General features: G+C 56.8%; 18 protein-coding genes. 10 read left to right on the top strand and 8 right to left on the bottom strand.

From position 1 onward, the window contains the following. Positions 1–12 precede the first annotated feature (12 nt). Complete coding sequence (locus M0G74_RS14250; protein WP_248218804.1) at positions 13–1,491, bottom strand: peptide MFS transporter; 1,479 nt, start codon at positions 1,489–1,491, stop codon at positions 13–15. Positions 1,492–1,712: 221 nt separating this feature from the next. Here M0G74_RS14250 and hrpA point away from each other — a divergent pair, with 221 nt between their 5' ends. The 7 genes from hrpA to M0G74_RS14215 all read left to right on the top strand — a co-directional run bounded on the left by hrpA (position 1,713) and on the right by M0G74_RS14215 (position 11,532). Further along, on the top strand, positions 1,713–5,687 hold the full coding sequence (gene hrpA / locus M0G74_RS14245; RefSeq protein WP_282450200.1) for an ATP-dependent RNA helicase HrpA: 3,975 nt from the start codon (positions 1,713–1,715) through the stop codon (positions 5,685–5,687). Positions 5,688–5,956: 269 nt separating this feature from the next. Further along, entirely contained in the window at positions 5,957–6,286 is a 330-nt protein-coding gene (locus M0G74_RS14240; protein WP_248218802.1) for a hypothetical protein, read from the top strand. 112 nt (positions 6,287–6,398) lie between these two features. Further along, entirely contained in the window at positions 6,399–7,310 is a 912-nt protein-coding gene (locus tag M0G74_RS14235) for a DUF692 domain-containing protein (RefSeq protein ID WP_248218800.1), read from the top strand. Beyond that, on the top strand, positions 7,300–8,142 hold the full coding sequence (locus tag M0G74_RS14230; protein ID WP_248218799.1) for a putative DNA-binding domain-containing protein: 843 nt from the start codon (positions 7,300–7,302) through the stop codon (positions 8,140–8,142). Before M0G74_RS14235 ends, M0G74_RS14230 begins: the two co-directional genes overlap by 11 nt. Positions 8,143–8,276: 134 nt before the next feature. Further along, positions 8,277–9,251, top strand: coding sequence for a VacJ family lipoprotein (locus M0G74_RS14225; protein ID WP_248218797.1), 975 nt, complete (start codon positions 8,277–8,279; stop codon positions 9,249–9,251). 74 nt (positions 9,252–9,325) lie between these two features. Then, positions 9,326–10,576: a SpoIIE family protein phosphatase gene (locus M0G74_RS14220; protein ID WP_248218795.1), complete on the top strand. Its 1,251-nt coding sequence runs from the start codon at positions 9,326–9,328 to the stop codon at positions 10,574–10,576. A 407-nt stretch (positions 10,577–10,983) separates the two neighbouring features. Then, complete coding sequence (locus M0G74_RS14215; RefSeq protein WP_248218791.1) at positions 10,984–11,532, top strand: STAS domain-containing protein; 549 nt, start codon at positions 10,984–10,986, stop codon at positions 11,530–11,532. Positions 11,533–11,560: 28 nt separating this feature from the next. On the opposite strand, the gene M0G74_RS14210 is transcribed toward M0G74_RS14215, so the two are convergent. The 3 genes from M0G74_RS14210 to dusA form a co-directional block, all read right to left on the bottom strand. Continuing rightward, the gene (locus M0G74_RS14210) at positions 11,561–12,016 is read right to left on the bottom strand and encodes a TerB family tellurite resistance protein (protein WP_248218789.1); all 456 of its coding nucleotides are present in this window, start codon (positions 12,014–12,016) and stop codon (positions 11,561–11,563) included. Positions 12,017–12,095: 79 nt separating this feature from the next. Further along, a complete protein-coding gene (gene tal / locus M0G74_RS14205) occupies positions 12,096–13,040 on the bottom strand; it encodes a transaldolase (RefSeq protein ID WP_248218774.1) in 945 nt (314 codons plus the stop codon). 35 nt (positions 13,041–13,075) lie between these two features. Then, positions 13,076–14,053, bottom strand: coding sequence for a tRNA dihydrouridine(20/20a) synthase DusA (gene dusA / locus M0G74_RS14200; RefSeq protein WP_282450199.1), 978 nt, complete (start codon positions 14,051–14,053; stop codon positions 13,076–13,078). Between the two features lie 288 nt (positions 14,054–14,341). Between dusA and M0G74_RS14195 the strand changes: the two genes are divergently transcribed. Together M0G74_RS14195 and M0G74_RS14190 are read left to right on the top strand one after the other, a co-directional pair. Further along, the gene (locus tag M0G74_RS14195; protein ID WP_248218767.1) at positions 14,342–15,199 is read left to right on the top strand and encodes a site-specific integrase; all 858 of its coding nucleotides are present in this window, start codon (positions 14,342–14,344) and stop codon (positions 15,197–15,199) included. 52 nt (positions 15,200–15,251) lie between these two features. After that, on the top strand, positions 15,252–15,473 hold the full coding sequence (locus tag M0G74_RS14190) for a hypothetical protein (protein WP_248218747.1): 222 nt from the start codon (positions 15,252–15,254) through the stop codon (positions 15,471–15,473). 932 nt (positions 15,474–16,405) lie between these two features. On the opposite strand, the gene M0G74_RS14185 is transcribed toward M0G74_RS14190, so the two are convergent. Together M0G74_RS14185 and M0G74_RS14180 are read right to left on the bottom strand one after the other, a co-directional pair. After that, positions 16,406–17,614: an FAD-dependent oxidoreductase gene (locus M0G74_RS14185; RefSeq protein ID WP_248218740.1), complete on the bottom strand. Its 1,209-nt coding sequence runs from the start codon at positions 17,612–17,614 to the stop codon at positions 16,406–16,408. Continuing rightward, complete coding sequence (locus M0G74_RS14180) at positions 17,598–18,290, bottom strand: glycerophosphodiester phosphodiesterase family protein (protein WP_248218733.1); 693 nt, start codon at positions 18,288–18,290, stop codon at positions 17,598–17,600. Before M0G74_RS14180 ends, M0G74_RS14185 begins: the two co-directional genes overlap by 17 nt. 600 nt (positions 18,291–18,890) lie before the next feature. On the opposite strand from M0G74_RS14180, the gene M0G74_RS14175 reads away from it, so the two are divergent. Next, entirely contained in the window at positions 18,891–19,571 is a 681-nt protein-coding gene (locus M0G74_RS14175; RefSeq protein WP_248218718.1) for a hypothetical protein, read from the top strand. Positions 19,572–19,617: 46 nt separating this feature from the next. On the opposite strand, the gene M0G74_RS14170 is transcribed toward M0G74_RS14175, so the two are convergent. Together M0G74_RS14170 and M0G74_RS14165 are read right to left on the bottom strand one after the other, a co-directional pair. Further along, positions 19,618–20,583, bottom strand: coding sequence for a hypothetical protein (locus M0G74_RS14170; protein WP_248218716.1), 966 nt, complete (start codon positions 20,581–20,583; stop codon positions 19,618–19,620). Next, positions 20,576–23,101, bottom strand: coding sequence for a TcfC E-set like domain-containing protein (locus M0G74_RS14165; protein WP_248218705.1), 2,526 nt, complete (start codon positions 23,099–23,101; stop codon positions 20,576–20,578). The genes M0G74_RS14170 and M0G74_RS14165 overlap by 8 nt, the downstream gene beginning before the upstream one ends. Positions 23,102–23,119: the final 18 nt, after the last annotated feature.

The raw sequence follows: 23,119 nt of genomic DNA, 5'->3' as shown, positions 1-23,119 counted from the left end.
CGGTGAAGGGGGCTATTCCCCAAACTTCCGCTGCGGTGCCACATCGTGGTCGGCAGTGATGCCGATCTCTTCCTTGGTGGTGTCTTTCACCACCGTGTGTTCCTCCTCGGCACCGTGCATCCAGTCCACCAGCTTCTCGCGAATCAGGAACAGAATCACCCCGGCAAGAATCGCCGCGACTGCCACGCCGCCGAAGGTGGCCAGGGGGCCGGATTCACCCACCAGCTTGCCGATCTCCGCCGCGCCTTTGTTGGCAATGCCGATAAATGCAAACCAGAGTCCCATCATCAGCGACAGGAAGCGCAGCGGTGCCAGCTTGGTCACCATCGAGAGCCCGATGGGTGACAGGCACAGCTCGCCCAGGGTGTGGAAGATATAGGCCACCACCAGCCACCAGGGGCTGGCCTTGATGGTCTCGGAATCGCCGATCTGCAGCGCGGCGCCCACCATGGATACAAAGCCCAGGCCGAGGAAGATGAGGCCGAGACTGAACTTGGCCGGCGAGGTTGGCTCGGCAGAACCCAGGCCAACCCAGATGCTCGCCACTACGGGCGCGAGGATGATGATGAACAGGGGGTTCACCATCTGCAGCCAGCTGGCGGGGATCTCAAACCCGAAGATGTGCAGGTCGGTGTTGTACTTGGCAAACAGGTTCATGGAGCCCGCAGCCTGCTCGAACCCGGCCCAGAAAATCACCGTGAACAGACCGAGGATCAGGATTACCTTGATGCGATCCCGCTCTTCCGGGGTCAGCGCGCGCTTCTTGTCGGCTCCCAGGTTCGCCTTCAGGCCGACCTTGGCCGAGGGCTGTTTGCCGATTTGACCGAGGAGTTTGTCCGACTGGGTCATCTGCAGAATCAGGCCCAGCAGCATACCGAGGCCGGCCACCACAAACGCCAGCTGGTAGTCCACCTTCTCGCCGATCCAGCCAATCACCAGATAACCGAGAATCGAGCCGATATTGATCCCCATGTAGAAAATGGTGAAGGCGGTATCCCGGCGCCGGTCACCCTCGTCGTAGAGGTCACCCACCATGGTGGAAATGTTCGGCTTGAAGAAACCGTTGCCGATGATCATCAGCCCCAGGCCCAGCCACAGCATGGAGAGCTGGGAGCCATCCGGAAGCCACTTGTGGGGGAAGCCGAGAGCGAACTGCCCCAGCATCATCAGCACACCGCCGAACATGATGCAGCGCCGCTGGCCCCACTTGTTGTCCGCCATCCAACCGCCAATGATCGGTGTCAGGTACACCAGCATGGCGTAGGTGCCCAGATAGCTGAGGGCCTTGGATTGCAGCTCCTTGTCCGACAGCGCCTCCCAGCCGAATGCCGCTGCCGCTGCCGCGGAGGTGAGGTAGAACACGAAGATGCCGCGCATGCCGTAAAAGCTGAGGCGCTCCCACATCTCGGTTCCGAACAACAGGAACAACCCCTTCGGGTGGCCCATCATCTCCCCGGCGTTAGCCGGGGGTTTTGGCTTCAGGTCTTGCATGAAGGCTCCTCACGCTGACGGCACGAGGCCTGCAGTCACAGGCCCGGTCTGAACACGATGGAAATTTGTCGCGCGCAATCCGCCAATTGAAGGTTGTATTGCGCGCCATCTCCCTGAGTATAGGGTAGACGTAACGCACGCAAGTGTAGGAACAGACCCCGGCCGTCCCCAGCGGGTATAATCGCCCGTTTGCAGTATTTTCCTGAATTGCCAGTCAACTTATGCCCGAAAAACCGAACCGAGAATTGAGCCCGGAACCGAACCCCACATCAGATCAGGGTTCCGCCCCGGCTCAAAAGCAGCCCGACTTCGCACAAAACGAGGCGCACTATCAGCAGCTGATCGCCCAGAGTATGGGGGCAGACCGTTTTGGCCTGCGCAAAACCCTGGCCAATGCGCGCCGGCGTCTGAAAGAAGGCAAGCCCGCGGACCGCATGATTGGCCAGCTGGAGAAACAACTGTCGGAGTCGGTGGCGCTGGCAGAGGCGCGCCGGGCGAAATTGCCGAAGGTGGAGTGGCCGGAAGGGCTGCCGGTAGTGGCGCGGCGGGAAGAGATTGCCGAGCTGATCGCCGCGAATCAGGTGGTGGTGGTCGCCGGCGAGACCGGTTCCGGTAAAACGACCCAGCTGCCGAAAATCTGCCTGGAACTGGGGCGGGGCATTTACGGCCAGATAGGTCACACCCAGCCGCGGCGAATCGCCGCACGCACTGTGGCCAATCGCATTGCGGAAGAACTCGGCCAATCCCTGGGCAACTCCGTGGGTTACCAGGTGCGCTTTACCGACCAGAGCACCGAGCACACCCATATCAAGCTGATGACCGACGGTATCCTACTGGCGGAAATCCAGCGGGATCCGCTGCTCACCAAATACGACACATTGATCATCGACGAGGCCCACGAGCGCAGCCTCAATATCGACTTTCTGCTGGGTTACCTGAAAACCATTCTGGCGAAACGCCCGGACCTGAAGCTGATCATTACCTCTGCCACCATCGACCTGGAAAAGTTTTCCCAGCATTTCGACGGTGCGCCGATTATTGAAGTTTCCGGGCGCACCTATCCGGTGGACATCCACTACCGCCCGCCCGCGGACAGCGATGCAGATCTAAACGAGCAGGTAATCACTGCCGTTGAGGAATTGCTGCAGGAGGAGAAAGCCTCACCCCGCCGCGGCGGCGACATCCTGATTTTCATGAGCGGCGAGCGGGAAATCCGCGAGTGTGCCAAAGCACTGCGCGACGCACAGCTGCCGCATATCGACGTGCTGCCGCTGTACGCGCGTTTAAGTCTGGCAGAGCAGAGCAGGGTGTTCGCGCCCCACAAGGGGCGCCGGATAGTGCTGGCCACCAACGTTGCCGAGACCTCCATCACCGTGCCCGGTATCCGCTATGTAATCGACCCCGGAACCGCGCGCATCAGCCGCTACAGCTACCGCAGCAAAATCCAGCGCCTGCCGGTGGAGGCCGTCTCCCAGGCCAGCGCCAACCAGCGTGCCGGTCGCTGTGGCCGTGTCAGTGCCGGTGTCTGTATTCGCCTCTACGAAGAAAGTGATTTTCTGCAGCGCCCGGAATTTACCGATGCGGAAATCCTGCGCACGAATCTGGCGGCGGTGATTCTGCAGATGCTGCAGCTGCGCATCGGCGATATCCGCGAATTTCCGTTTGTGGATCCGCCGGACCAGCGCCTGATCAACGACGGCTACAACCTGCTACAGGAATTGAAGGCAGTGGACCGCAACGGCGGCGTCACCAAGCTCGGCCGCGCGCTTTCACGCCTGCCGCTGGATCCGCGCCTCGGACGCATGCTGATGGAGTCCGGCAACTGCAACAGCCTGCGGGAACTGCTGATCATCGTCAGCGCCCTGGCGGTGCAGGACCCCCGCGAGCGCCCGGCGGAAAAACGCCAGGCCTCCGATGAAAAGCACAAACAGTGGCAGCACGAGCAGTCGGACTTCCTGACGTTGGTGAACCTGTGGAACGGCTATGAAGCCCAGCGCCAGGAACTGAGCCAGAACCAGTTGCGCAAATGGTGCCAGAAAAACTTCCTGTCCTGGTTGCGCCTGCGGGAGTGGCGGGACATACACCACCAGCTGCGCCTGGCCATCCGCGATCTGGATCTGAAAATGAACCCGGAGCCCGCCGATTACGCCAGTGTGCACAAGGCCATTCTACCGGGCCTGCTGGACAACATCGGCGTGCGCGACGAAAACAAAGAGTTTCTCGGCTGCCGCAACCGCCGCTTCCATATCTTCCCGGGCTCCGGCCAGTTCAAGAAACCGCCGCGCTGGCTGGTGGCAGCACAGTTGCTGGAGACCAGCCGCCTGTTTGCCCACACCGTGGGCAAAATCGAGCCCGACTGGGTGCTGGGGTGCGCCGAGCACCTGATCAAGCGCAATTATTTTGAGCCGCATTACAACCCGCGCTCCGGCGCGGTGATGGCGTTTGAAAAAATTACCCTCTACGGCTTGGTGCTGGTGGACAAACAGCGGATCCACTACGGCAAGCTGGATCCGGAAACCGCGCGGGAAGTGTTTATCCGCGAGGCACTGGTAGAGCGCCGCTATCGCGGCAAGGGGAAGTTCTTCAAACACTACGGCGACTTGCTGGAAGAGCTGGAAGACCTGGAAGCCAAGTCCCGCCGCCGGGATATCGTGGTGGATGACGAGGTGGTGTTCCGCTTCTTCGACGAGCGTATCCCCGCGGAGGTGGTCAACCTGGCCGGGTTTGAAAAGTGGCGCAAACAAGCGGAGCAGAAAGATCCGCAGCTGCTCTTCCTGCCCCGGGCGCTGATGATGCAGCAGGATGCCGGCCACGTGGGCGAAGCTCAGTTCCCGGACAGCCTGATCAGTGGTGGTATCGAGTTCCCGCTCAGTTATCACTTTGAACCGGGCAAGCCGGAAGATGGGGTGAGTATTCAGGTGCCCGTGGGTGCCCTGCACCAGGTACCGGCAGCGCGCTTGCAATGGGTGGTACCCGGCATTCTGCGGGACAAATGTATCGCCCTGGTGAAGAACCTGCCCAAGCAGTACCGCAAACACTTTGTGCCGGTGCCGGCCGCGGTGGACAAGGCGCTGCTACGAATGCAGGCGGACAACACCCCCCTGTGGCAGGCCCTGGCCCACGAGCTCAAGCGCCAGACCGCGCAGGCATTGCCGGATGAGGCCTGGATCACTGCCGAACAGGGCGTGGAAGATTTTTACCGTTTCAATATCCAGGTTCTGGACGAGAAAGGGCAGCTGCTGGATCAGGGGCGCGACCTGGAAATCCTGCAGGCCCGCTACCGCGATCGGGTGCAGCAGGAGCTGGCCAGCGCCGGTGACGGCTTTGAGCGCGAGGGTATTACCAGCTGGGACTTTGGCGACCTTCCGGAGACCCACCAGCTGGATCAGGGCGGCCTCAAGGTGCGCGCCTATCCGGCACTGGTCGCCAACAAGGACAGCGTTGATCTCAAATTGCTGGACAACCCCAGAGAGGCCCGACTGCTGACCCGTGCGGGTATCTGTCGCCTGGCGATCCTGCATCTGGCGGAGCCGGTAAAGTATCTGCGCAAGGAGCTTTTGAAAGGTAAAGAGCTGGGGCTGAGCGCCGCCGATCTTGGCCGCCGCGAAGAGGTGGCCGACGACATACTGATGGCGGCCGTGCGCGAGTGTTTCTGGAGTGACGAAAACTGGCCCCGCAGCGAGGCGGATTTCCTCGCCGCGCTGAAAGGGCGGGAAAAGCTGGTGGCGGTAGCCCAGGAAATGGCCGATGTGCTGGTTAAGGCACTGGCGCAACTGGTGCCGCTGCGCAAGCAGATCAAGCAACAGAAAAACCTGGCGGTGGCACTGGCGGTCGCGGATATCAACCGCCAGCTGCAGGGGCTCTTCTACCGCGGCTTCCTGTTCCAGACACCCCTGGAGTGGCTGCGGCAGTACGGTCGCTACCTCAAGGGGATCGAAGTGCGGCTGGAAAAGGCCGCGCTGGATCCGAACCGGGACCGGCGACTGACCGCGGAATTCCAGGAGGCGGACGAGCCCTACCAGGCACTGGCCAGTAAAACAGACGCCCTGTTGCTGGCGGGGGATACCGACTTGCTGCAATTCCGCTGGATGCTGGAAGAATTCCGTATCTCGCTGTTCGCCCAGACCCTGAAAACCCTGATGCCGGTCTCCATCAAGCGCCTGCGCAAACTCTGGACGGAGCTGCAGGCAGGTTGATCCATGGCCGCACTGTTCCCGTATGGATGGCTTTGGGTGTAAGAAATGGCTCTCCGGCACGACATAAGAATGTCCGGCTGAGGTTTGGCGGGTTCCGTGATTGGTGGCCTGGTTCACATTTCGGGAAATTGCCCCGAACCAGTGAAGTGGACCTCCGGTCTAAAGGCTAAGCCAATCCACTCCCGGCAAACTATAATCCGGAAACGGCGGTTTTCGCGCCGTTCGCGTGAACACAAACTCGATACGACCATTTCCCAAGGAGAAATGTCATGAACAAGAAGAACCTGCCCCTCGCAGCCGCCGTTGGTGCTGCTTTTATCGCCTCTGCCACCCTGAGCGTGTCCAGCGCTGCCAATCCTTTTACCGCCACTGAGCTGTCTGCCGGTTACAACCTGAAAATGGCTCAGGATGATGAGTCTAAAAAGAAAGAGGGTAAATGCGGCGAAGGCAAGTGCGGCGAGGGTAAAAAGAAAGAAGGTAAATGCGGCGAAGGCAAATGCGGCGAGGGTAAAAAGAAAGAAGGTAAGTGCGGCGAAGGCAAGTGTGGTGAAGGTAAAAAGAAAGAAGGTAAATGCGGCGAAGGCAAGTGCGGCGGTTGATCGCTACCTGAATCTGACCTTCAGTAGCAACCTGGCGCAGTGCCGGGTTGCTGCCATCGAAAATTCTTATTTTTGTTTCTCTCGTTTCCAGTCCCATTAAACACCTGATCACATGAAAACGAATCCTCACCAATTCCCCGTTCAGGGCGCCGGTCTCGGGCTGCGGCGTTCAATGATGGGTGAGACGTTGTCCGTGGAGCAGGTGGATTTTCTCGAAGTTGCACCGGAAAACTGGATTGGCGTGGGCGGGCGCTACGGCCGCTGGTTTCGGGAACATACCGAGCGCTTTCCGTTTGTTAGCCACGGGCTTTCACTGTCTATCGGTTCTCCCGCACCACTGGATGAAACCCTGGTGCGCTCCATCAAGCAGTTTATCCGCGACCACAATATCCGTTGTTATAGCGAACACCTGAGTTACTGCTCTGACCACGGACATCTCTACGACCTGTTGCCGATCCCCTTCACCGAAGAGGCGGTGCACTATGTGGCCGGCCGCATTCGCCGGGTACAGGATATTCTGGAACAGCGCATTGCGATGGAAAATGTTTCCTACTACGCGGCGCCCGGGCAGGAAATGTCCGAGCTGGAATTCCTCCAAGCGGTGCTTGCTGAAGCCGACTGCGATCTGCTGCTGGACGTCAACAATATTTACGTCAATGCCATCAATCACCGCTACGACGCGGAAGCCTTTTTACTGGCGCTGCCCCCGGAGCGCATTCGCTATGCCCATGTGGCGGGGCATTTTGACGAAGCGCAAGACCTGAAGGTGGACACCCACGGTGCGCCGGTGATCGATCCGGTGTGGCAACTGCTGCAGCGCGCCTATGAGGCATTCGGTCCCATTCCGACTTTGCTGGAGCGCGATTTTAATATCCCACCACTGCCAGAACTGTGTCGCGAAGTAGAGCATATTCGCGGTTATCAACAGCCGTGGCGCACTTCAGAGTGGGCGAGTAGATCGCCGCAACCGGAGTTGTCACAAGGTGCCCCTTCGGTGACCCTGGAGGTGCACCGTGGCCGTTAAAGACGAGAGTAAGAAAGAAGCAAGCGAGAGGGACGGCGAAGCCGGCTTCCAGCTGATGCAGACCTATTTTGCCGCCCACCTGCGCGCGCCGGCAGACGTGGAAGCGCCGGCGGGTATTGAAGACCGCCGCATGGGTATTTACCGCGATCTGATTTACAACAATATCGAATCCTTTATTGCCGGTGGCTTTCCGGTATTGCGCAGTATTGTCGAGGACGCGCACTGGCATGCCATGGTGCGGGACTTTGTACAGCGGCACCAATCAGAAAGTCCGTATTTTTTGCAGATCAGTGAAGAGTTTCTGCAGTATTTACAGCATGAGCGCAGCAGCGCGTCGGACAGCGAGCAGGATCCGCCGTTTATGCTGGAGCTGGCCCACTACGAATGGGTAGAACTGGCTCTGGACGTTAGCGAGTCGATTTTCCCGGATGATTTGCCGCGCGAATATACACCGCAGCAAATGCTGGATTGGGCGCCACTGGTGTCGCCGCTGGCCTGGAACCTCAGTTATCACTACCCGGTACACCAGATAGGCCCGGCGTATCAGCCGGTCGACCCACCGCAAACACCGACGTTTCTGGTTGTTTATCGCAATCGGGCTGATACAGTGGCGTTCCTGGAAGCCAACGGTGTTACCGCACATTTATTACAGTTGGCCGAATCTCACTCCGATACCCCCGTGAGTGGCCGTCAGTTATTACAGAAGCTGGCGGCGGACATTCAGCACCCGGACCCCGAGCAATTGCTGGCGTTCGGGGTCGATTTGTTCAGAAAATTACACAACCTGGATATCCTGTCCGGGTTCAAACCGCCACAGAGCGGTGCTCGCTAATTACCACGCCTAACAACCGCATTGACCAATATTGTCAGCTGCTATGCTGGCTTAGCGGCCAGTGTTAAAATCGCGCAAACGGAAACTAAGATCCTGGTTTGAACATTCGACTTTATTTTGCGAGGAGCAGGGAATTGCTTGAGCGCACCCAAATTTCTGCCTTGGCCCTGACGGCACTGCTGTCGGCACCCATCGCGCTGGCGCAGGATGCGTCAGATCCTTTCGCTGAGATTCCCAATGAGTCTCCTTCTGCAACTTCTCCGGCCAAACCGCCGACACCACCCGCATCGGGCGCCGATGAGGCAGATCCCTTTGGTGATGGTGGTGAGGGGACTGGTGATAGCGCCAACGACAGCGGTGCAACCAGTGGTACTACCGGGGATACCGGTGACGACTTCGGCTCAGAGCTTGAAGACGAATACGGCTTCGACCCGGCGGGTGAATTTGCCAGCGCCGAGGAACCGGAAGATCGCGACCCCTGGGAGGGGTTCAATCGCGCCATGTTCCGCTTCAACGATACAGCGGACCGCTGGTTCCTGAAGCCGGTTGCCATCAGCTACCGCCAGGTAACCCCGATTTTTGTACAATCCGGGGTCACTAACTTCTTTTCCAACCTGCACGAGGTCAACAATGTGTTGAACGACGTGCTGCAGTGGAAATGGGGCCAGGCGGGCAACGATACTGGCCGCTTCCTGATCAACAGCACCATCGGTATTGCCGGTCTGTTTGATGTGGCCCAGCACATGGGACTGGAGCCCAGTGATGGCGAAGATTTCGGCCAGACACTGGCAGTGTGGGGTGTGCCCTCCGGCCCCTACCTGGTCATTCCCATGATGGGGCCGTCCACCGTGCGCGATGTACCCGGCGAAGTGGTAGAGTGGTACACCAACCCGCTGACCTACGTGGACGAAAACTCCGTCGAATACACGCTGAAAATGGTGGATGTGATACAAACGCGCGCCAGTCTGCTACAGGCAGAAGCACTGGTACAGCAGGGCGATCGCTATGTGTTGATGCGTGACGCTTACCTTCAGCGCCGGGAGTTTTTGATCAACGACGGCGAGCAGGAAGACGATTTCGGCGGCGACCTGGATGAATACGACTTCTGAAGTCACAAATAATAAAAACAAGCCCACATGCTGCGCGTTAGCGGTGGGCCTTGACCTATACCGGTGCCTGTATCATGACTACTGCGACAGGTGACTCTCCCACTGTGCAGCCCGCCGATTCCGGGCTGACACCTGTCTCTCAGAAACGCGCCCTTTTTCTGGGTTGCAACGACCAGTCTTCCTGCAAACTCGTGCACCAGAGCCTTGTTCGCCTCGGGTTTACGGTGACCCGGGTGACCAATGGCGTAGAGGCCATTGGGCACTTCTCTCCCGGGTTTCACGAACTGGTGGTGACGGACCTGCACCTGCCGGATATGGGCGGCCTTGAAGTGCTGCGCAAAATCAAGCGGCTGTCGCCGGATACCCCGGTGGTGGTGCTTGCCTCCAACAGTGAAGTGAACGATGTGGTGCAGGCCCTGCGCCTGGGCGCCAGCGACTACATCCTCAAGCCGATCACCGATGCCACCGTCATCGAACACGCGATTACCCGCATTACCGAGGCCCGGGACCTGGCGGAGCAGAACCGCGAATACCGCGAGCAACTGGAAGAGCGCAACCGCGAGCTGCATGACCATATCGCGTTGTTGCAGCGCGACCATGAGGCGGGCCGCCAGTTGCAGCAGCATCTGCTGCCGCGTACCCCCTACCAGTACCCCGCTGGTATCGAGGCGGCCTACCGCCTGCTGCCATCCCTCTACCTGAGTGGCGATTTCATCGACTACGGGCTGTTTGGCGAGCGCTTTGTCGCCTTCTATCTGGTCGACGTGTCCGGCCATGGTGTTTCCTCCGCGCTCGTGACCGCCCTGATCAAGCACAGCATCATGCACCTGCTGCGCGAGCGTCCCCTGTTCAGCCAGCTCAATACCATCGATAGGGACCTCACGGATATCCTGACGATGATCAATAAGGAGCTGCTCGGTACCCGCCTGGACAAGCACGCCAGCATGTTCGTCGGCGTTGTGGACAGCCGCGCGCGCCAGCTGCACTACGCGGTCGCCGGCCAAGTGCCGGTTCCGGCCCTGGTGACCCGCGACGGTGCTCGCTGGCTTGAGGGCAAGGGCCGCCCGCTGGGCCTGTTTGAGCGCGGCGACTGGGAAGTGCGCCACTGCAATCTGCCCGCCAACTGGCGACTGGTGGCCTGTTCTGACGGTGTACTCGAACTACTGCCCGGAGACCTGCTGCAGAAGGAGCAGGAGCTGCTGCAAAAAATCGATCACAGCCGGGGCGACCTCGAAAGCCTTTGCGCTGCCCTCAAGGTGGATACCGCCGAATCCTTCCCCGACGACATTACCATTCTCACCCTCAGGCAAGACGAGCGGGCATAGCGGCCTGCTTTTTGCAGCCTTTTCCCGGTTTACGGTACATCTCGAATCTTCATGCAAAAGCGGTGGTTAACAGCCGTCAGAGGCCGTTCATGTTGGGTTCATTGGATGTGCCCGAGACTGATGTGCGTGGGCAGGGTGCCTGCGAGATCGGCGGCTGCGGGCTCGAGCAAGCGCTGTAGCCAGTGTCGGAGAATGAAGCAGTTATTCCGGACCGTCTGGTCATAATTGTGCGCCCGTTCACACTGGTCTTGTCAGCGCAAGTGGGCAGGAGTAAGCTCCGCCCACTTTGGAGTCAATTGGCACCGGGTTAGGCCCCGGCCGGTTGGCTACGCTTGCACAAGGAACTGTGCGCGGTCACAAGCCGCAACTTATCCATCTCGCATCTTCGCTCGGGACAAGGGCAGGGTGTGTTTGAGGTTACTATGCAGTCCGGGCAGATAATGGTTGGTGACCACCAGGGCATCTATGTTGTCAAACTGGTGGGCGATGTGCGCCTCAATCTTTGCACGTCTTTCGATAACTTTATCGACAAGATGTTCTCTCACGGCGACTTTCGTGGCGTGGTTTTCGACCTCAATGGCGCGGAGGGCGTGGATAGCACGACCCTGGGCCTGATGGCGAAGATCGCTATTCGCGCGGAAGAGCGCGGCGTGTCCAAACCGCTGGTGCTTTGCGATAACCGCGGCCTGTTGCACTTGCTGGATTCCATGGGTTTTGAAGCACTGATGGATATCAGCAGCGACGCCCACAATGACGCCTATCTGGCAGAGCCTGCACCGCTCAAGTGCAACGCGCCGGATGAGCACACCGCTCGTGAAATGGTACTGGAAGCACACCGGGTGCTAATGAGTATGAACGAGCAGAACGAAGCCACCTTCCGCGATCTGGTGCACGCGCTGGAAACCGAGCAGGCTGCGCATACCGCATCAGGCCCGAAAAAGGCCGTATCCCACTGATTGAACGTTAAAAAGGACCCGGTCGGGATCAGCTGTCCCCGTCCCGGGCTTCCGCGCGGGCGCGGGTAAACAACCCGTGGGGCAGGTAAATCAGCTCCGCTACCCGCCGTATCAGATGCTCTTCAAACGCATCTATCTCACCGTCCGCAAAAGCCACCTGCCACATCTGCTTCACCAGCAGGTACTTGTCACGCTCACTGAAGTTGGTGTTCACCGACTGGGTAAATTCATACAGGGAAGTAGCCTCGTGGCGCTCGGTCAGGGCGCGCTCGACCATGGATTGCGCGGTGTCACCGTCCAACTGATAGTGTTGCTGTAGCAGCTGTACCAGTGCCGCCCGCTCGCGGTCGTCCACCTTCTGGTCAGCAGTGGCAATCTCTGCCAGTAAAGCCGCACTGATCATGCGCACGTCTTTCTCCGTGCGCACTTCCACACTATCCCCGCGACCAATCTGTTCAAACAGTTTTCGAATCTGTTGCAGCATGATCGCGGGTTCCTTTTTCGATTGGTGTTATCAGTCTTCTGTAGTCAGTGGGTGTCTGCAGAAAACCCTGCTGAGAGTTTCAGCGGGCTTTTTGCAGCAGTTCTTCCAGCTTCATTTGGTCGGCGACAAAGTTGCGGATACCCTCGGCCAATTTTTCCGTGGCCATGGCATCGGCATTCAGCTGGTAGCGGAACTCGGGTTCCTGCAGCTGAGTGTTCGGCGCCGGCAGGCTGACAATGTCGCTGTTGAGGCCTGCGGCCAGCTCGCCTTCATCGTCCTGCAATTCCTGTAGCAGTTGCGGGCTGATGGTGAGTTTGTCGCAGCCCGCCAGGGCTTCAATCTCTCCGGTATTGCGGAAGCTGGCACCCATCACAATGGTGGGGTAGCCGCGGGATTTGTAGTATTCGTAGATACTGGTCACGGAAACCACACCCGGGTCATCCTGTGCAGTGTAGTCGTCGCGCCCGGTGCTGGCCTTGTACCAGTCGAGAATGCGGCCCACAAAGGGTGAGATCAGGGTAACTCCGGCCTCGGCGCAGGCAACGGCCTGGCACTGGCTGAACAGCAGTGTCAGGTTACAGTGGATACCTTCCTGCTCCAGCACCGCTGCTGCGGCAATACCTTCCCAGGTGGAGGCGAGCTTGATCAGCACCCGCTCGCGATCAATACCGGCCTGCTGGTACATGGCAATCAATTTGCGCGCGTACTCAATACTGGCGCGGGTGTCGAAGGACAGGCGTGCATCCACCTCGGTAGAAACCACACCGGGCACCAGCTGCAGAATCTCGCAGCCAATGGCCACCGCTAGCTTCATGGAGGCCTGATTGATCACATCGCCGCCGTTCTTCTCCGCCCAGCTCAGGGCATCTTTTACATGCTGTTCGTACTGCGGCAGTTGTGCGGCTTTGTAGAGCAGGGAAGGATTGGTGGTCGCATCCTGCGGCTGATAGCGGCGAATTGCTTCAATATCGCCGGTATCGGCCACCACCAGGCTGCGCTGCTTGAGTTGTTCCAGTTTGTTCATCTTCCCCACTTCCTTATATCAATCATTCGAATTTCTTATGCGGCGTCGGTCACCAGTGCCAACGCCTGCTCCAGTACTTCCGGACCGGCCCCGGCGGTGTGTGCCTGCTCACTCAGGTGTCGGCGAAAACGCCGTGCACCGGGTACCCCCTGGAACAAACCCATCATATGCCGGGTTATGTGATTGAGTCGCTGCCCCTTGCTCAATTCGTTTTCGATATAGGGCAACATCCGCTGAACCACCGCCGCCGGTGTCGGCCCGGGCTCACCGCCAAACAGGGTCGCGTCCACCTGTGCCAGAATGCCCGGCGTCTGGTAAGCCGCACGCCCGAGCATAACACCATCTAATCGCTGTAAATGTTGCAGGCACTCGTCAATGGAATTGATGCCGCCATTCAGCACAATTTCAAGGTCTGGATAGTCCTGCTTCAGCTGGTACACCATGTCGTATTTCAGTGGCGGTACCTCGCGGTTTTCTTTCGGGCTGAGGCCATTCAGCCAGGCCTTGCGGGCGTGAACGATAAAGGTGTCGATGCCGGCTTTGGCCTGGGCTTCCACAAAGCGGGTCAGTCCCGGGTAGTCTTCCATATCGTCGATGCCGATGCGGTGTTTCACCGTGACCGGAATCGAAACTGCACTTTTCATCGCGCCCAGACATTCGGCCACCAGATCCGGCTCCGCCATCAGGCAGGCGCCAAAGCGGCCTTTTTTCACCCGGTCGCTGGGGCAGCCACAGTTCAGGTTCACCTCGCTATAGCCCCATTGCTCGGCAATCTGTGCACAGCGCGCCAGATCCTCGGGATCACTGCCGCCCAGCTGCAGGGCTACCGGCTGTTCCGCCGCATCAAAATCCAGGTGGCTCTCCTGATCCCCGAACAGAATGGCGCCGGTGGTGACCATCTCGGTATACAGCAGGGCATGCTTGCTGAACTGGCGCCAGAAATAACGGCAGTGCCTGTCACTCCAGTCCATCAAAGGTGCGGTGCAGAAGCGGTGAGAGAGGGTTTTTGGCATAACTACTTGATTTTACAACGTTTTGTCTGAAGTTGGCTGTCTGATACCTTTCCACGTTTGTACCAGTGGGGAATCGTGGCAACCATCAGGGCGCGTAAGAACGCGAAGGGAGAGGTGCGCTATACGGTGCAGATCCGCCTATTTCTGAATGGAAAGGTAGTTTATACGGAGAGCGAGACGTTCGGCAAAAAAGCCCAGGCGAAAGCATGGGCAGACCGGCGGGAAATGCAGCTGCAGGATCCCGCTGAACGACTCAAAAAGTAGTGCCGCGGCTACACGGTCGGCGATGTGCTGCAGACCTACCTGGATGACTTTATCGATGTGGGTAACTTCGGGTGCTCAAAGCTCGCCACCATTAAGGCCCTGATAAATAGGCCGGACTTGGCAGATATCGACGCCATGAACCTGCGCCGCTCCGATATCCTAGACTACCTCCGCCGCCGTCTCAAAGAGGCAAAGCCTCAGACGATGAAGAACGACATTATGTGGCTGTCGGTCGCCTTCAAGACAATTGCGGCCAGCCGCGAGTGGCCAATTGCTGCTGACGAGGTGAGTGCCGCTTTGGATGTGGCCAGCCAGACCAAGATGGCAAAGAAGGCCGAGCAGCGTGACCGAAGGCCAACACTTGAGGAGCTGGAGCAGATCATCGAGCTCAGTGAGCGCGGTTACCGCAAGAAGATGCCGCTGGACGAGCTGGTGCTGTTTGCTATCTTCTCCGCTAGCCGCCAGGAGGAAATTGCCAAGCTGCGCTGGGATGGCCTGGACAGAGAGAAGAAGCGGATTTTGGTGCCGGAAGCCAAGGATCCGGTGCGGCCGATGAGCTACTGGGCACATATTCCGGATGAGGCACTGGCGGTCATCGAGCGGCAACCAAAAACTGACGCACGGATTTTCCCCTATGTATCGAAGGCGATCAGTGCCCGCTTCACGCAAGCGACTAGCCTGCTTGGCATCGAGGATCTGCGCTTCCACGACCTGCGCCATGAGGCCGCGAGTTACTGGTTCGAGCGTGGCCTGCAGATCCGCCGAGTGGCGCAGATCACCGGGCACCGCTCCTGGGGAACCCTGAAGCGGTACACGCACCTATATGACTTCGATGAGCAGGATAAGTATGCTGGGTGGCGTTATCGCCCCTTGGGCAAATAAATATACATGACCTAAAGAAGTAACAGTAAGTATTTGGGGGTGGGCGAGTCCAATGGCCGATAGAACCGAGACGGAAGTGGTAATAGAGATTGTTGAGTGCGCCGAAGAGGTGCGGGAAGTTCAGCAATTTAGCGATAGCTTACTGTGGGCACTACAGTGCCCAAAAATTGGGCCACACAAATTAATGATTCAGGCATTGGTTGGCGAAGTAAATGCTCGCCTCGGAGCGGTGGTCCACCGTCTTGAAGAAGCAGAGGCTGAGGTGCATAACTGATATTCAATTGCAGGTGATTTCGCCTAAATAAGCGATAAGAATAGGTCGTGTCGCTGGTTTCAGTAGTTGGCAGAGATGGGCAAAAAATTGCCCATCTACTTTGACATTATTTAGGGTTGTGACAATTCAAATTTAGAATTTCACATACCCATCCGTCAGCGCTAGCTGTTGCTGAAAAAGTGGAGGCCACAGAAAGAACTACAAAGAATGAAGCTGCAAAAATGGATTTCTTTTTCACTATTATTTCCTTTTGTTTAAATATCTGCTTAAAGAAAGCAACTTGATGCTAGTCGAACTTAACGCCACGCACAACTAAAATTTCTGTGGATTTAGCGGAGTATTAATTGGCGGGTGAATTTTTATGTTGTGTCCTCGTTCATGGACTTTCAGGGTTTTTTGGGGGAAGTGAAAACTTGAAGAAAATTTTGTGCCATTGATTAATGCTAAAGGTTAATTGAGATATTTAAAAGAATGGTTTTGAAGAGGTGTCGGACTTGTAGGTGCTTATGCGAGATCAGTTGGCCATGCAATACAGTCACGAAAATTCACGGAAGTTAATTGGGTCTTTTTTTGTCTAAAGCGAACTGGCGTTCAATAGGATGCCGGGTGCACGCCAGTTAGCAGATGAATTATTTTTTGTAGTACAAAACTGGTACGGAAATGTATGTAGTCCTGTAAGTATTTGTATTTAATGTGTTTTATTTAATGTCACTCCAATCCATCAAAGGGGCAGTGCAGAAGCGGTGGGAAACCACAGTGGCGGTGCCGGCAGTGTGCGGGCGGGTAGCGAGGGGGGATGTTTCAGGCATAAAACGACTGTCAGGCGGTAAATCTCCGCGCAGTATAACAAGTCACGGCGGTGCGCTGGGCCTTTGATGGATTGGAGTGACAGGCACTGCCGGCAGTGCGGCTACCAAGTTCCCCTGTGCCAGCTAGAGATTGCGCTCCTTGGCGCTCGGCTCGGTATCCGCAGGTTGGCTCGCGGTCATCGGGCTCCAGTCGGCGCGGCCGGCCAGAACCGGGCGCAGCTTTTTCAGGACCGCACGCGCGGTGGCGCGGTAACTGGTCAGCTTGCCACCGGCGACGGCCACAATATGGGGGTGCTTGTCGTTGTCGCAGCAGATCATGGTCTCGCGGCTGCGGGAGAAGGGGTTGCTGCTGGCGTGGGGCAGTACCCGCAGGCCGGCGAAACTGTCGCTCAGCTCGTTCAACTGCAGTGGGCGGGTTTCCGGGAAGTATTGCTTCAGGGTTCGCAGCAAATACGCTTTTTCTTCCAGCGTCGGCGCCACTTCGGAGGGATCGCCGTGGTAGGGGCGTTCGGTGGTGCCAACCAGGGTTTCCCCCTGCCAGGGCATTACAAACACGGCGCGGCCGTCTTCCGCTTCTACATAAAAGATCTTGTTTGCCAGTTTCAGCGGCACCTGTATATGGGTGCCCGCCACCAGCTCCAAAGGGGGCAGCTTGGCGCTGGGGGCGCACTTGCGGTTGGTATCCTCGATCCAGGGCCCGGAACAGTTCACCAGTGCGCGGCAGTGCAGGGTATTCAGCTGGCCCTCGTGGAAGTAATCCACCAGTACGAACTTGTCAGTGACCTCGGCACCTACGAGGCTGCCGGGGCAGATCAGCTCGGCACCACCGCGCTGGGCGTTGGTGATCACCTCGCGGGTCAGGGCTGCGTCATCGGTCTGGGCATCGTAATAGCGATAGACCGCCAGCAGGTCGTCGCCGTTGAGGCCGCAGAGCGCATCGTAATCATTCACGGAGATGCTGCGGAAACGGGAATGGGGTGAGAAAAGCCCCGCCAGCAGGGCGTAAAGAGTCAGTCCCAGCCGAATCTTCCACGCCGGACGGCGGCTGTGGCGATACACCGGGATCAGGAAGGGGACCATATGCACCAGGTCTGGTTTGTGGGCGAGTAGCCAGCGGCGTTCCTTCAGACATTCGTACACCAGTGAGAACTGGCCGCTCTCCAGGTAGCGCAACCCGCCGTGAATCAGCTTGGAAGAGCGGGAAGATGTTCCGTGGGCTACGGCCTCCTGTTCCAGAATCGCGACCCGGTAACCGGCGGCAGTCAGTGCCTCGGCAACGCCGGCACCCTGGATGCCGGCGCCTACTACCAGAACATCATATTCCGTAGACATTACTGGCCTCCCGGGAGCGCATCAGTAGTGGCAGGTTACCCGTGAGAATGTGGTGTGCCCCTCGGTGGCGCCAGTGTACCGCCCCCTGGGCCGTATTGATCTCGTGTACCACCCATTGCCATGGGCCCGGTGGCAACTCCTGGCAATCCACATGGCTCTGGTCAATCAGCAAAAAGTCCGGTGCCAGCGTCACCACCTCTGCCGACAGGCAGCGGGCCACGCTGGGAATACGCAGGGCAACCAGATCGAACCCCAGGCTGCGGGCCAGGCGCAGGCTGCGCAGGTCGGATGTAAGCAGTACAAAGGCGTCGGTACTGCCGGGAATCTCCTCCCGCAGCCGCCGGATGGCCGCCTCTGCGCCCACCCGGGCGAGGGTGTCGGCGTTCAGTTCTACAAACCACTCCAGATGCCGGTGGCGGTTGGCCCAGTCCACCAGTTGCTGAAAACTGCTAATCGGCAGTGTTTTTAGGTCCCGGTCTTTCAGGCGGTGCAGCGGCGCAGAAATCCCGACCTTGGTGAAATCCATTCCCTCCCCGGCACAGCACCAGGGGGTGCGCTCCTTGCTGAACTGAATTTCAGTCGCAATCGCGCAGGCACCCAGCCCATGGGCCGCTTCAAACGCCGCCAAAGTGTTCTCCGGGTGGTGGATTTTGTCGCCCAAATGCGCAATCAACATCGATGTGAGTTCCCGCCGGGTGTGGCTTTATTGTGTGGATAGGAGAGGTGGGAGATACCGCGAAATCTCTATTTGAAAAATAGTTGGTGTGGGGTGGGTTGCAAGGAGGAATTGGCGCGAGGCGGCACGGGCCTTATTGCGAAGGGGGGATGCTCATTTGCAAGGGCCTACACTAAAAAAGGAAGAGAAATGGTGTTAGAGGTTGGGTGTTGGCACTATGGCGCGAGGATATCGATTCCCCCAGTGGCTTTATGGAATGGCAGGGCTGTCAGCGGTTCTCTGTCCATTGTCCGAGGCTGCATCTTCTAGCGCACCTGCGCAAATTGTCTTGGCGATTCCTTCATCGGTAAAGGTTCTCCCATCAGGCTCTGAAGGAACACAGCGGCTATGTGTCGGAAACCTGCCTGCGCCAGCCTATCAGGTCGTGCTGGATACGAGTGGAGCGCACGATCGACGGATTATAGGGAACCGGGCAAACGGATCTTGCCTTCAAATCCCTCGGGTAGATGCTGATAAAAACCTTGTAATTGAAGCTCTGTAGTTGTTTCCCTTCACAGTGCGATTAGAATAGGTCGCATAATTCCTTTGCTGCGACAGACTATGAGTAGATTTCTAGCGCTGATCTTCATATTGCTGGCCAATCCAGTTTGGGCAGCGATGTCCCTCGATAAAATCATTGTGTACCTTGATGACTCGCCGCATTCTCGGGATGACATCGTTATTACCAATCCAGACGAAGAGACACTTTATCTGCAAACAGAAATATTTCGTGTTGATAACCCGGGTATGCCCGATGAGAAAAGGGTCAGAGTCGTAGATCCAAAGGAATTTAAATTACTTGTGAGTCCTGCAAAAGCGGTGCTCTCTCAGGGTGAGAAAAAGCGCTTTCGACTGATGTCTTTGGAGCGGGGTTTGACAGAAGAGAAAGTGTATCGCGTTACATTCAAACCCGTTGTTGGCGAGATCAAGAGTGACAGACCAGCGCTGAAGGTGCTCGTGGCATTTCAAGCTCTGGTCTTTGTTCAGCCTGAAAGTGGCGCTTATGACCTGAGTCTTGTTCGTGAAGGTAATATCTGGAAACTGAAGAATCTTGGGAATGTGAACGCAGATGTCGCTCAGATCGAGCATTGCCGGGTCGGTTCCGAATGCGCGGATCTTGACGTGCATGGTCGAATTTACGCGAAAAGCTCACTCGATCTAGGCGAAGTCTCCGGAGGCGGTGAGATTAAGATTCAAACGAGAGGGCCAGAGGGCGGCGTCCTTCGTTTGTCTCTTGAATGAAGCCTGTTGTCAGGTATCCGCATAGGATCCGATATACTTGGGAAACTCAGTTGCTGGTAACTGTCACCGTCAAAATGTCGGTATAGATTGAATCTACGGCCTTGCCCCATTCTGTAGCCTCCACTGTCACAATTATCCGGGCTGTATCGGAAGAACAATCGGCATCGCCTTTCAATAGGTAGGGGGTTGTAATGTCGCCACTACTGGTAGGTTCAGTGCCGACTTGGTCGGAGAAATCGTCTGTGAACGCCACCGAATATGACAACTGTTCTCCGCTACTTTGTCCAATAAGTGTATAAGGATAGATTCCTCCTCCTGCGCCAGAGCTACCGTTCAAACTGGATAAATTTACGGTAAATTCACTGAACCCAGCTCCGCCCACACAAAAGTCTTCCGTCTTACTCAAGGGCTGCCCTGGGGCAATCCCCGCGTTGCTTAAATCCACTGGGCCCAGGCTTTTAAGTTGTAATGTTGGAGCTACAGTGATTGCTACGATAAAACTGACCTGTGTGGTAGTGCCAGGAGAAAAGGGATCATCTCGCATGAGGTTGAGTTGAAAACCCCCTTCGTAATACGAGTCCGTAATCGTTTGTCCGGGTGTCACGCTGAATATCAGCGCGGCTTGAGTTTCATTCTGTGTGCCGCCGAAAGGTCCTATAGCGATGCCTGTAGGAGACAGGTCAAAAAGGCCGGAACTTTCCGCTTGGAACGAAATTTCAATTTGAAGCGCTGAGCCTTCGCCGCTCGCCGGGTATAGTAAGAAGTTGCCACTGGTTGCTGCGGGCTGAGTAAGTTGAAGGTAATAATCTCTCGGAGAGTTTCGACCTTGTCGGCTGCGCACGGTGAAGATCTGAGTGGTTTGACTCCTGTCGGAGTTGAGGCTCACTGTAGCGGGAAAGCCGCAGGCATCGAGATTGCCATTGCAACCTTGCGAATGAGCAAGTGTAGGGCTCAGTAGCGTAAGTATTAAAAGGAATCGCGACGCCAGTTTGCTGAGGTTGAACTTACACATCTTTAATCCCGACAAGCTGCGGCTGTGATTTTTCACAGTGGCTCGATCCAAGTTCGATGACCCCAAGGTTTAGCCAGTCTTCTCCTGAAGTCTGTTCGGTCAAGGCAATTTTACAATTCCCCCAGAGTAGATACGGTGCACGCATATTGCGTGGTGTTGTGTACATCTCCAACTGAAAGATGCCCAAATCGTCAGTTTTGGCGGAAAAGGTACCGATTGAAATACGGGTATTTTTTACAGGTTTCCCTGCGCGGAGGAGTCTCCCCATAACAATAACGAGTGACTTGATGTCGTAGTTTGTATGGGCAACGCCGCCAGGATAGAGCGTCAGAGCTTCCTGATCATCTTCATATTCAAAAAAACCATCACCCAACGGTCGCAGGCTGAGATCGTATGTGCGAAAAGGTGCTAGATCGATAACAGTGCGATCCCCACCTTTTGCATAACCTTGTGGTGTCCCATCGACAAGCACTTCGAACTTGTCACCAGGACTCCCATTGATATCGAGGATAACAGCACTGTCAAACGAACGTCCTCCGCCCCAGGCATGAGTGTCTCCGGTGCTCATTATGCTGGTATTGAAGCTGCCAACATAGTTGAGTGCACTGTTAAATTCATCATCCAGGTATCGCAAACTTGATGTAAAACTACCTCGGCGATCCGTCACAGTGGATCGACTTTCCAGATATTGGTCGCTAGAGGAAGCTTCAATTGTTAGCTCTTGTTCCACGTCGGCGGCCCAAAGATCCCCATCATTCCACTGCGTGCTATAGCCACCTCGGTTTCTAGCGGTCCCAGATAATTCGCGGCTAGAGTTCAAGGTCGCGGTGTGCTGCCAGCGCCCATCGCGCATCCGGAATTGAACACCAATACTGCCGTATGCTTCGCCATCGGCTTCGCCGTATGACAGGTTCAGGCGACCGAACCAGCTGCGGGTGCGCAGGATCAGTTTGCTAAATTCGAGCGTGGCCAGCCGTTTAGCTGGATTGAAGTTGTTTTCATTATCAATCTCTGAGATGGCAAAAGATTGTGGGCGGTCGTGTTTGCTGTATCGCATGGAAAGCTGCCCACCGAGTGCCCTTGTGTTGAGGCTTGCATTTCGCTGGCGCTGGCCCGTGGGTAGTAGTGAGTACTGATTTACGAGAGGGTCAACTTGGGCCTCATTTAGCTTCAAATCGGAAATGCTCAGTGTGAATAATTCGCTATGAAACAGCCCCTGAATACGATGCCCCTCACGCCCATCTGTGGTTTTTACCAAGCTGGGAGATAGTTCGAGGTGCGGTGTCACCCAGCGTGCGCCAGCTTCCATAAGCTGAACATCTTCAGTAGTCGCGAGGGTAGAGAAAATACCGATGTCGTCAGCCACTCTGCGAGCAATGTTCGCCTGTGCAAAATGATCATCGATACGTTTAGGTAGCGCATGCATCAGGTCAGAATAAGCTGGCTGCCCGGCCTGTAGCGTCCAGCGCCATTCTCCCGGTGGGGGAAGCAACGCATCTTTAGAAAATAAAGTGGTAAATGTATTTAGCGGTCGGCCAGTATCATCGAAAGTTCGGACTTCGATTTCGTAAGAGCCTGGGGGAAGTATGGAGGTATCCAGCAGGTGATTGCCGGCTTCTAGCAGTACACTGTGTAACAGCCGGTTATCACGGTGCACTTCAACGCGACCTCGTACGGGCAAGTTCACTTCCAGTGGCGAGCCCTGTTGATGGCTGGTGTCGGTGCGTGTTCTGATGGAGCTACGATATTCCAGACCATAGAGGTAAGGGGTAGAAACAAAATTGCTAAAACTACCGACTGGCTGCATTAAGCCAATGGCATAGGCCTGCCCCCGATAGTCTCGGCTCCACTGCAACTGGTGAATTTGTTCATTACCTGTATCGGTCGTCGACCATTGACTCCAGAGAGCACCTTCTCCAATTCCGAGGATTGTCTTTCCGGCCAGGTTGTAACTGCGAGAGTCGCGGAAATTTTCGCTTCGTACACCAGACCAGCTTCCAGACAATTGCTGCACAAGTGATAAATCGCTGCTCGACTCTGGTAGGTAGGGATCTTCCACCTCGTTCTGCTGAGGTAGCCAGGCTGGCGCTAAAAAAAGGTCGACGCGGTACTTGGAGTCGTCGTAAATCACCGCGAGACTGTCGGTGGAGATTGCGCCGCAGTCTTGCTGTTTTCGGGTTCGACAAATCTTGTGCGCGTTCGGCGGCTGCGGGTTTGCCAGTTCAGCGAGGATTGCTTCCGGTGCCAGAGTATTGGGCAGTAGTTGAAGTACTGAGAGGGGATCACTGAATTGCACGGAGTCCGGCGTAACAATAACCTCCGCCGCGCCAATCGGCTTTCCGCCAAAATACAAATCGGCGACAAGTTGTCGAGGCTCAGTCAGCTCCGCAAAACCTTCCGGTACACCACTTTCCAGCACAAATGCAGCAGTGGCCGCGCTGAGTGGTCCGGAAAGGGTAAACCCGAATAGCGTGAGCCATGTGAGGGTTATTTTACGTTTGGAGTGTGTCAGCGCCATTGCCAGAGACCGGAGGTG

Source organism: Microbulbifer sp. CAU 1566 (genome assembly GCF_023156515.1).
Taxonomy (GTDB): Bacteria; Pseudomonadota; Gammaproteobacteria; order Pseudomonadales; family Cellvibrionaceae; genus Microbulbifer.
Note: the sequence above shows the minus strand (reverse complement) of the source record. Positions and strands in the feature narration are given on the sequence as shown.

Excerpts from the sequence above, each read along its gene's own strand:
- M0G74_RS14250 (WP_248218804.1), bottom strand. The coding sequence starts at position 1,491 with ATGCAAGACCTGAAGCCAAAACCCCCGGCTAACGCCGGGGAGATGATG.
- hrpA (WP_282450200.1), top strand. The coding sequence starts at position 1,713 with ATGCCCGAAAAACCGAACCGAGAATTGAGCCCGGAACCGAACCCCACA.
- M0G74_RS14240 (WP_248218802.1), top strand. The coding sequence starts at position 5,957 with ATGAACAAGAAGAACCTGCCCCTCGCAGCCGCCGTTGGTGCTGCTTTT.
- M0G74_RS14235 (WP_248218800.1), top strand. The coding sequence starts at position 6,399 with ATGAAAACGAATCCTCACCAATTCCCCGTTCAGGGCGCCGGTCTCGGG.
- M0G74_RS14220 (WP_248218795.1), top strand. The coding sequence starts at position 9,326 with ATGACTACTGCGACAGGTGACTCTCCCACTGTGCAGCCCGCCGATTCC.
- M0G74_RS14210 (WP_248218789.1), bottom strand. The coding sequence starts at position 12,016 with ATGCTGCAACAGATTCGAAAACTGTTTGAACAGATTGGTCGCGGGGAT.
- tal (WP_248218774.1), bottom strand. The coding sequence starts at position 13,040 with ATGAACAAACTGGAACAACTCAAGCAGCGCAGCCTGGTGGTGGCCGAT.
- dusA (WP_282450199.1), bottom strand. The coding sequence starts at position 14,053 with ATGCCAAAAACCCTCTCTCACCGCTTCTGCACCGCACCTTTGATGGAC.
- M0G74_RS14190 (WP_248218747.1), top strand. The coding sequence starts at position 15,252 with ATGGCCGATAGAACCGAGACGGAAGTGGTAATAGAGATTGTTGAGTGC.
- M0G74_RS14185 (WP_248218740.1), bottom strand. The coding sequence starts at position 17,614 with ATGTCTACGGAATATGATGTTCTGGTAGTAGGCGCCGGCATCCAGGGT.
- M0G74_RS14180 (WP_248218733.1), bottom strand. The coding sequence starts at position 18,290 with ATGTTGATTGCGCATTTGGGCGACAAAATCCACCACCCGGAGAACACT.
- M0G74_RS14175 (WP_248218718.1), top strand. The coding sequence starts at position 18,891 with ATGAGTAGATTTCTAGCGCTGATCTTCATATTGCTGGCCAATCCAGTT.
- M0G74_RS14170 (WP_248218716.1), bottom strand. The coding sequence starts at position 20,583 with ATGTGTAAGTTCAACCTCAGCAAACTGGCGTCGCGATTCCTTTTAATA.
- M0G74_RS14165 (WP_248218705.1), bottom strand. The coding sequence starts at position 23,101 with ATGGCGCTGACACACTCCAAACGTAAAATAACCCTCACATGGCTCACG.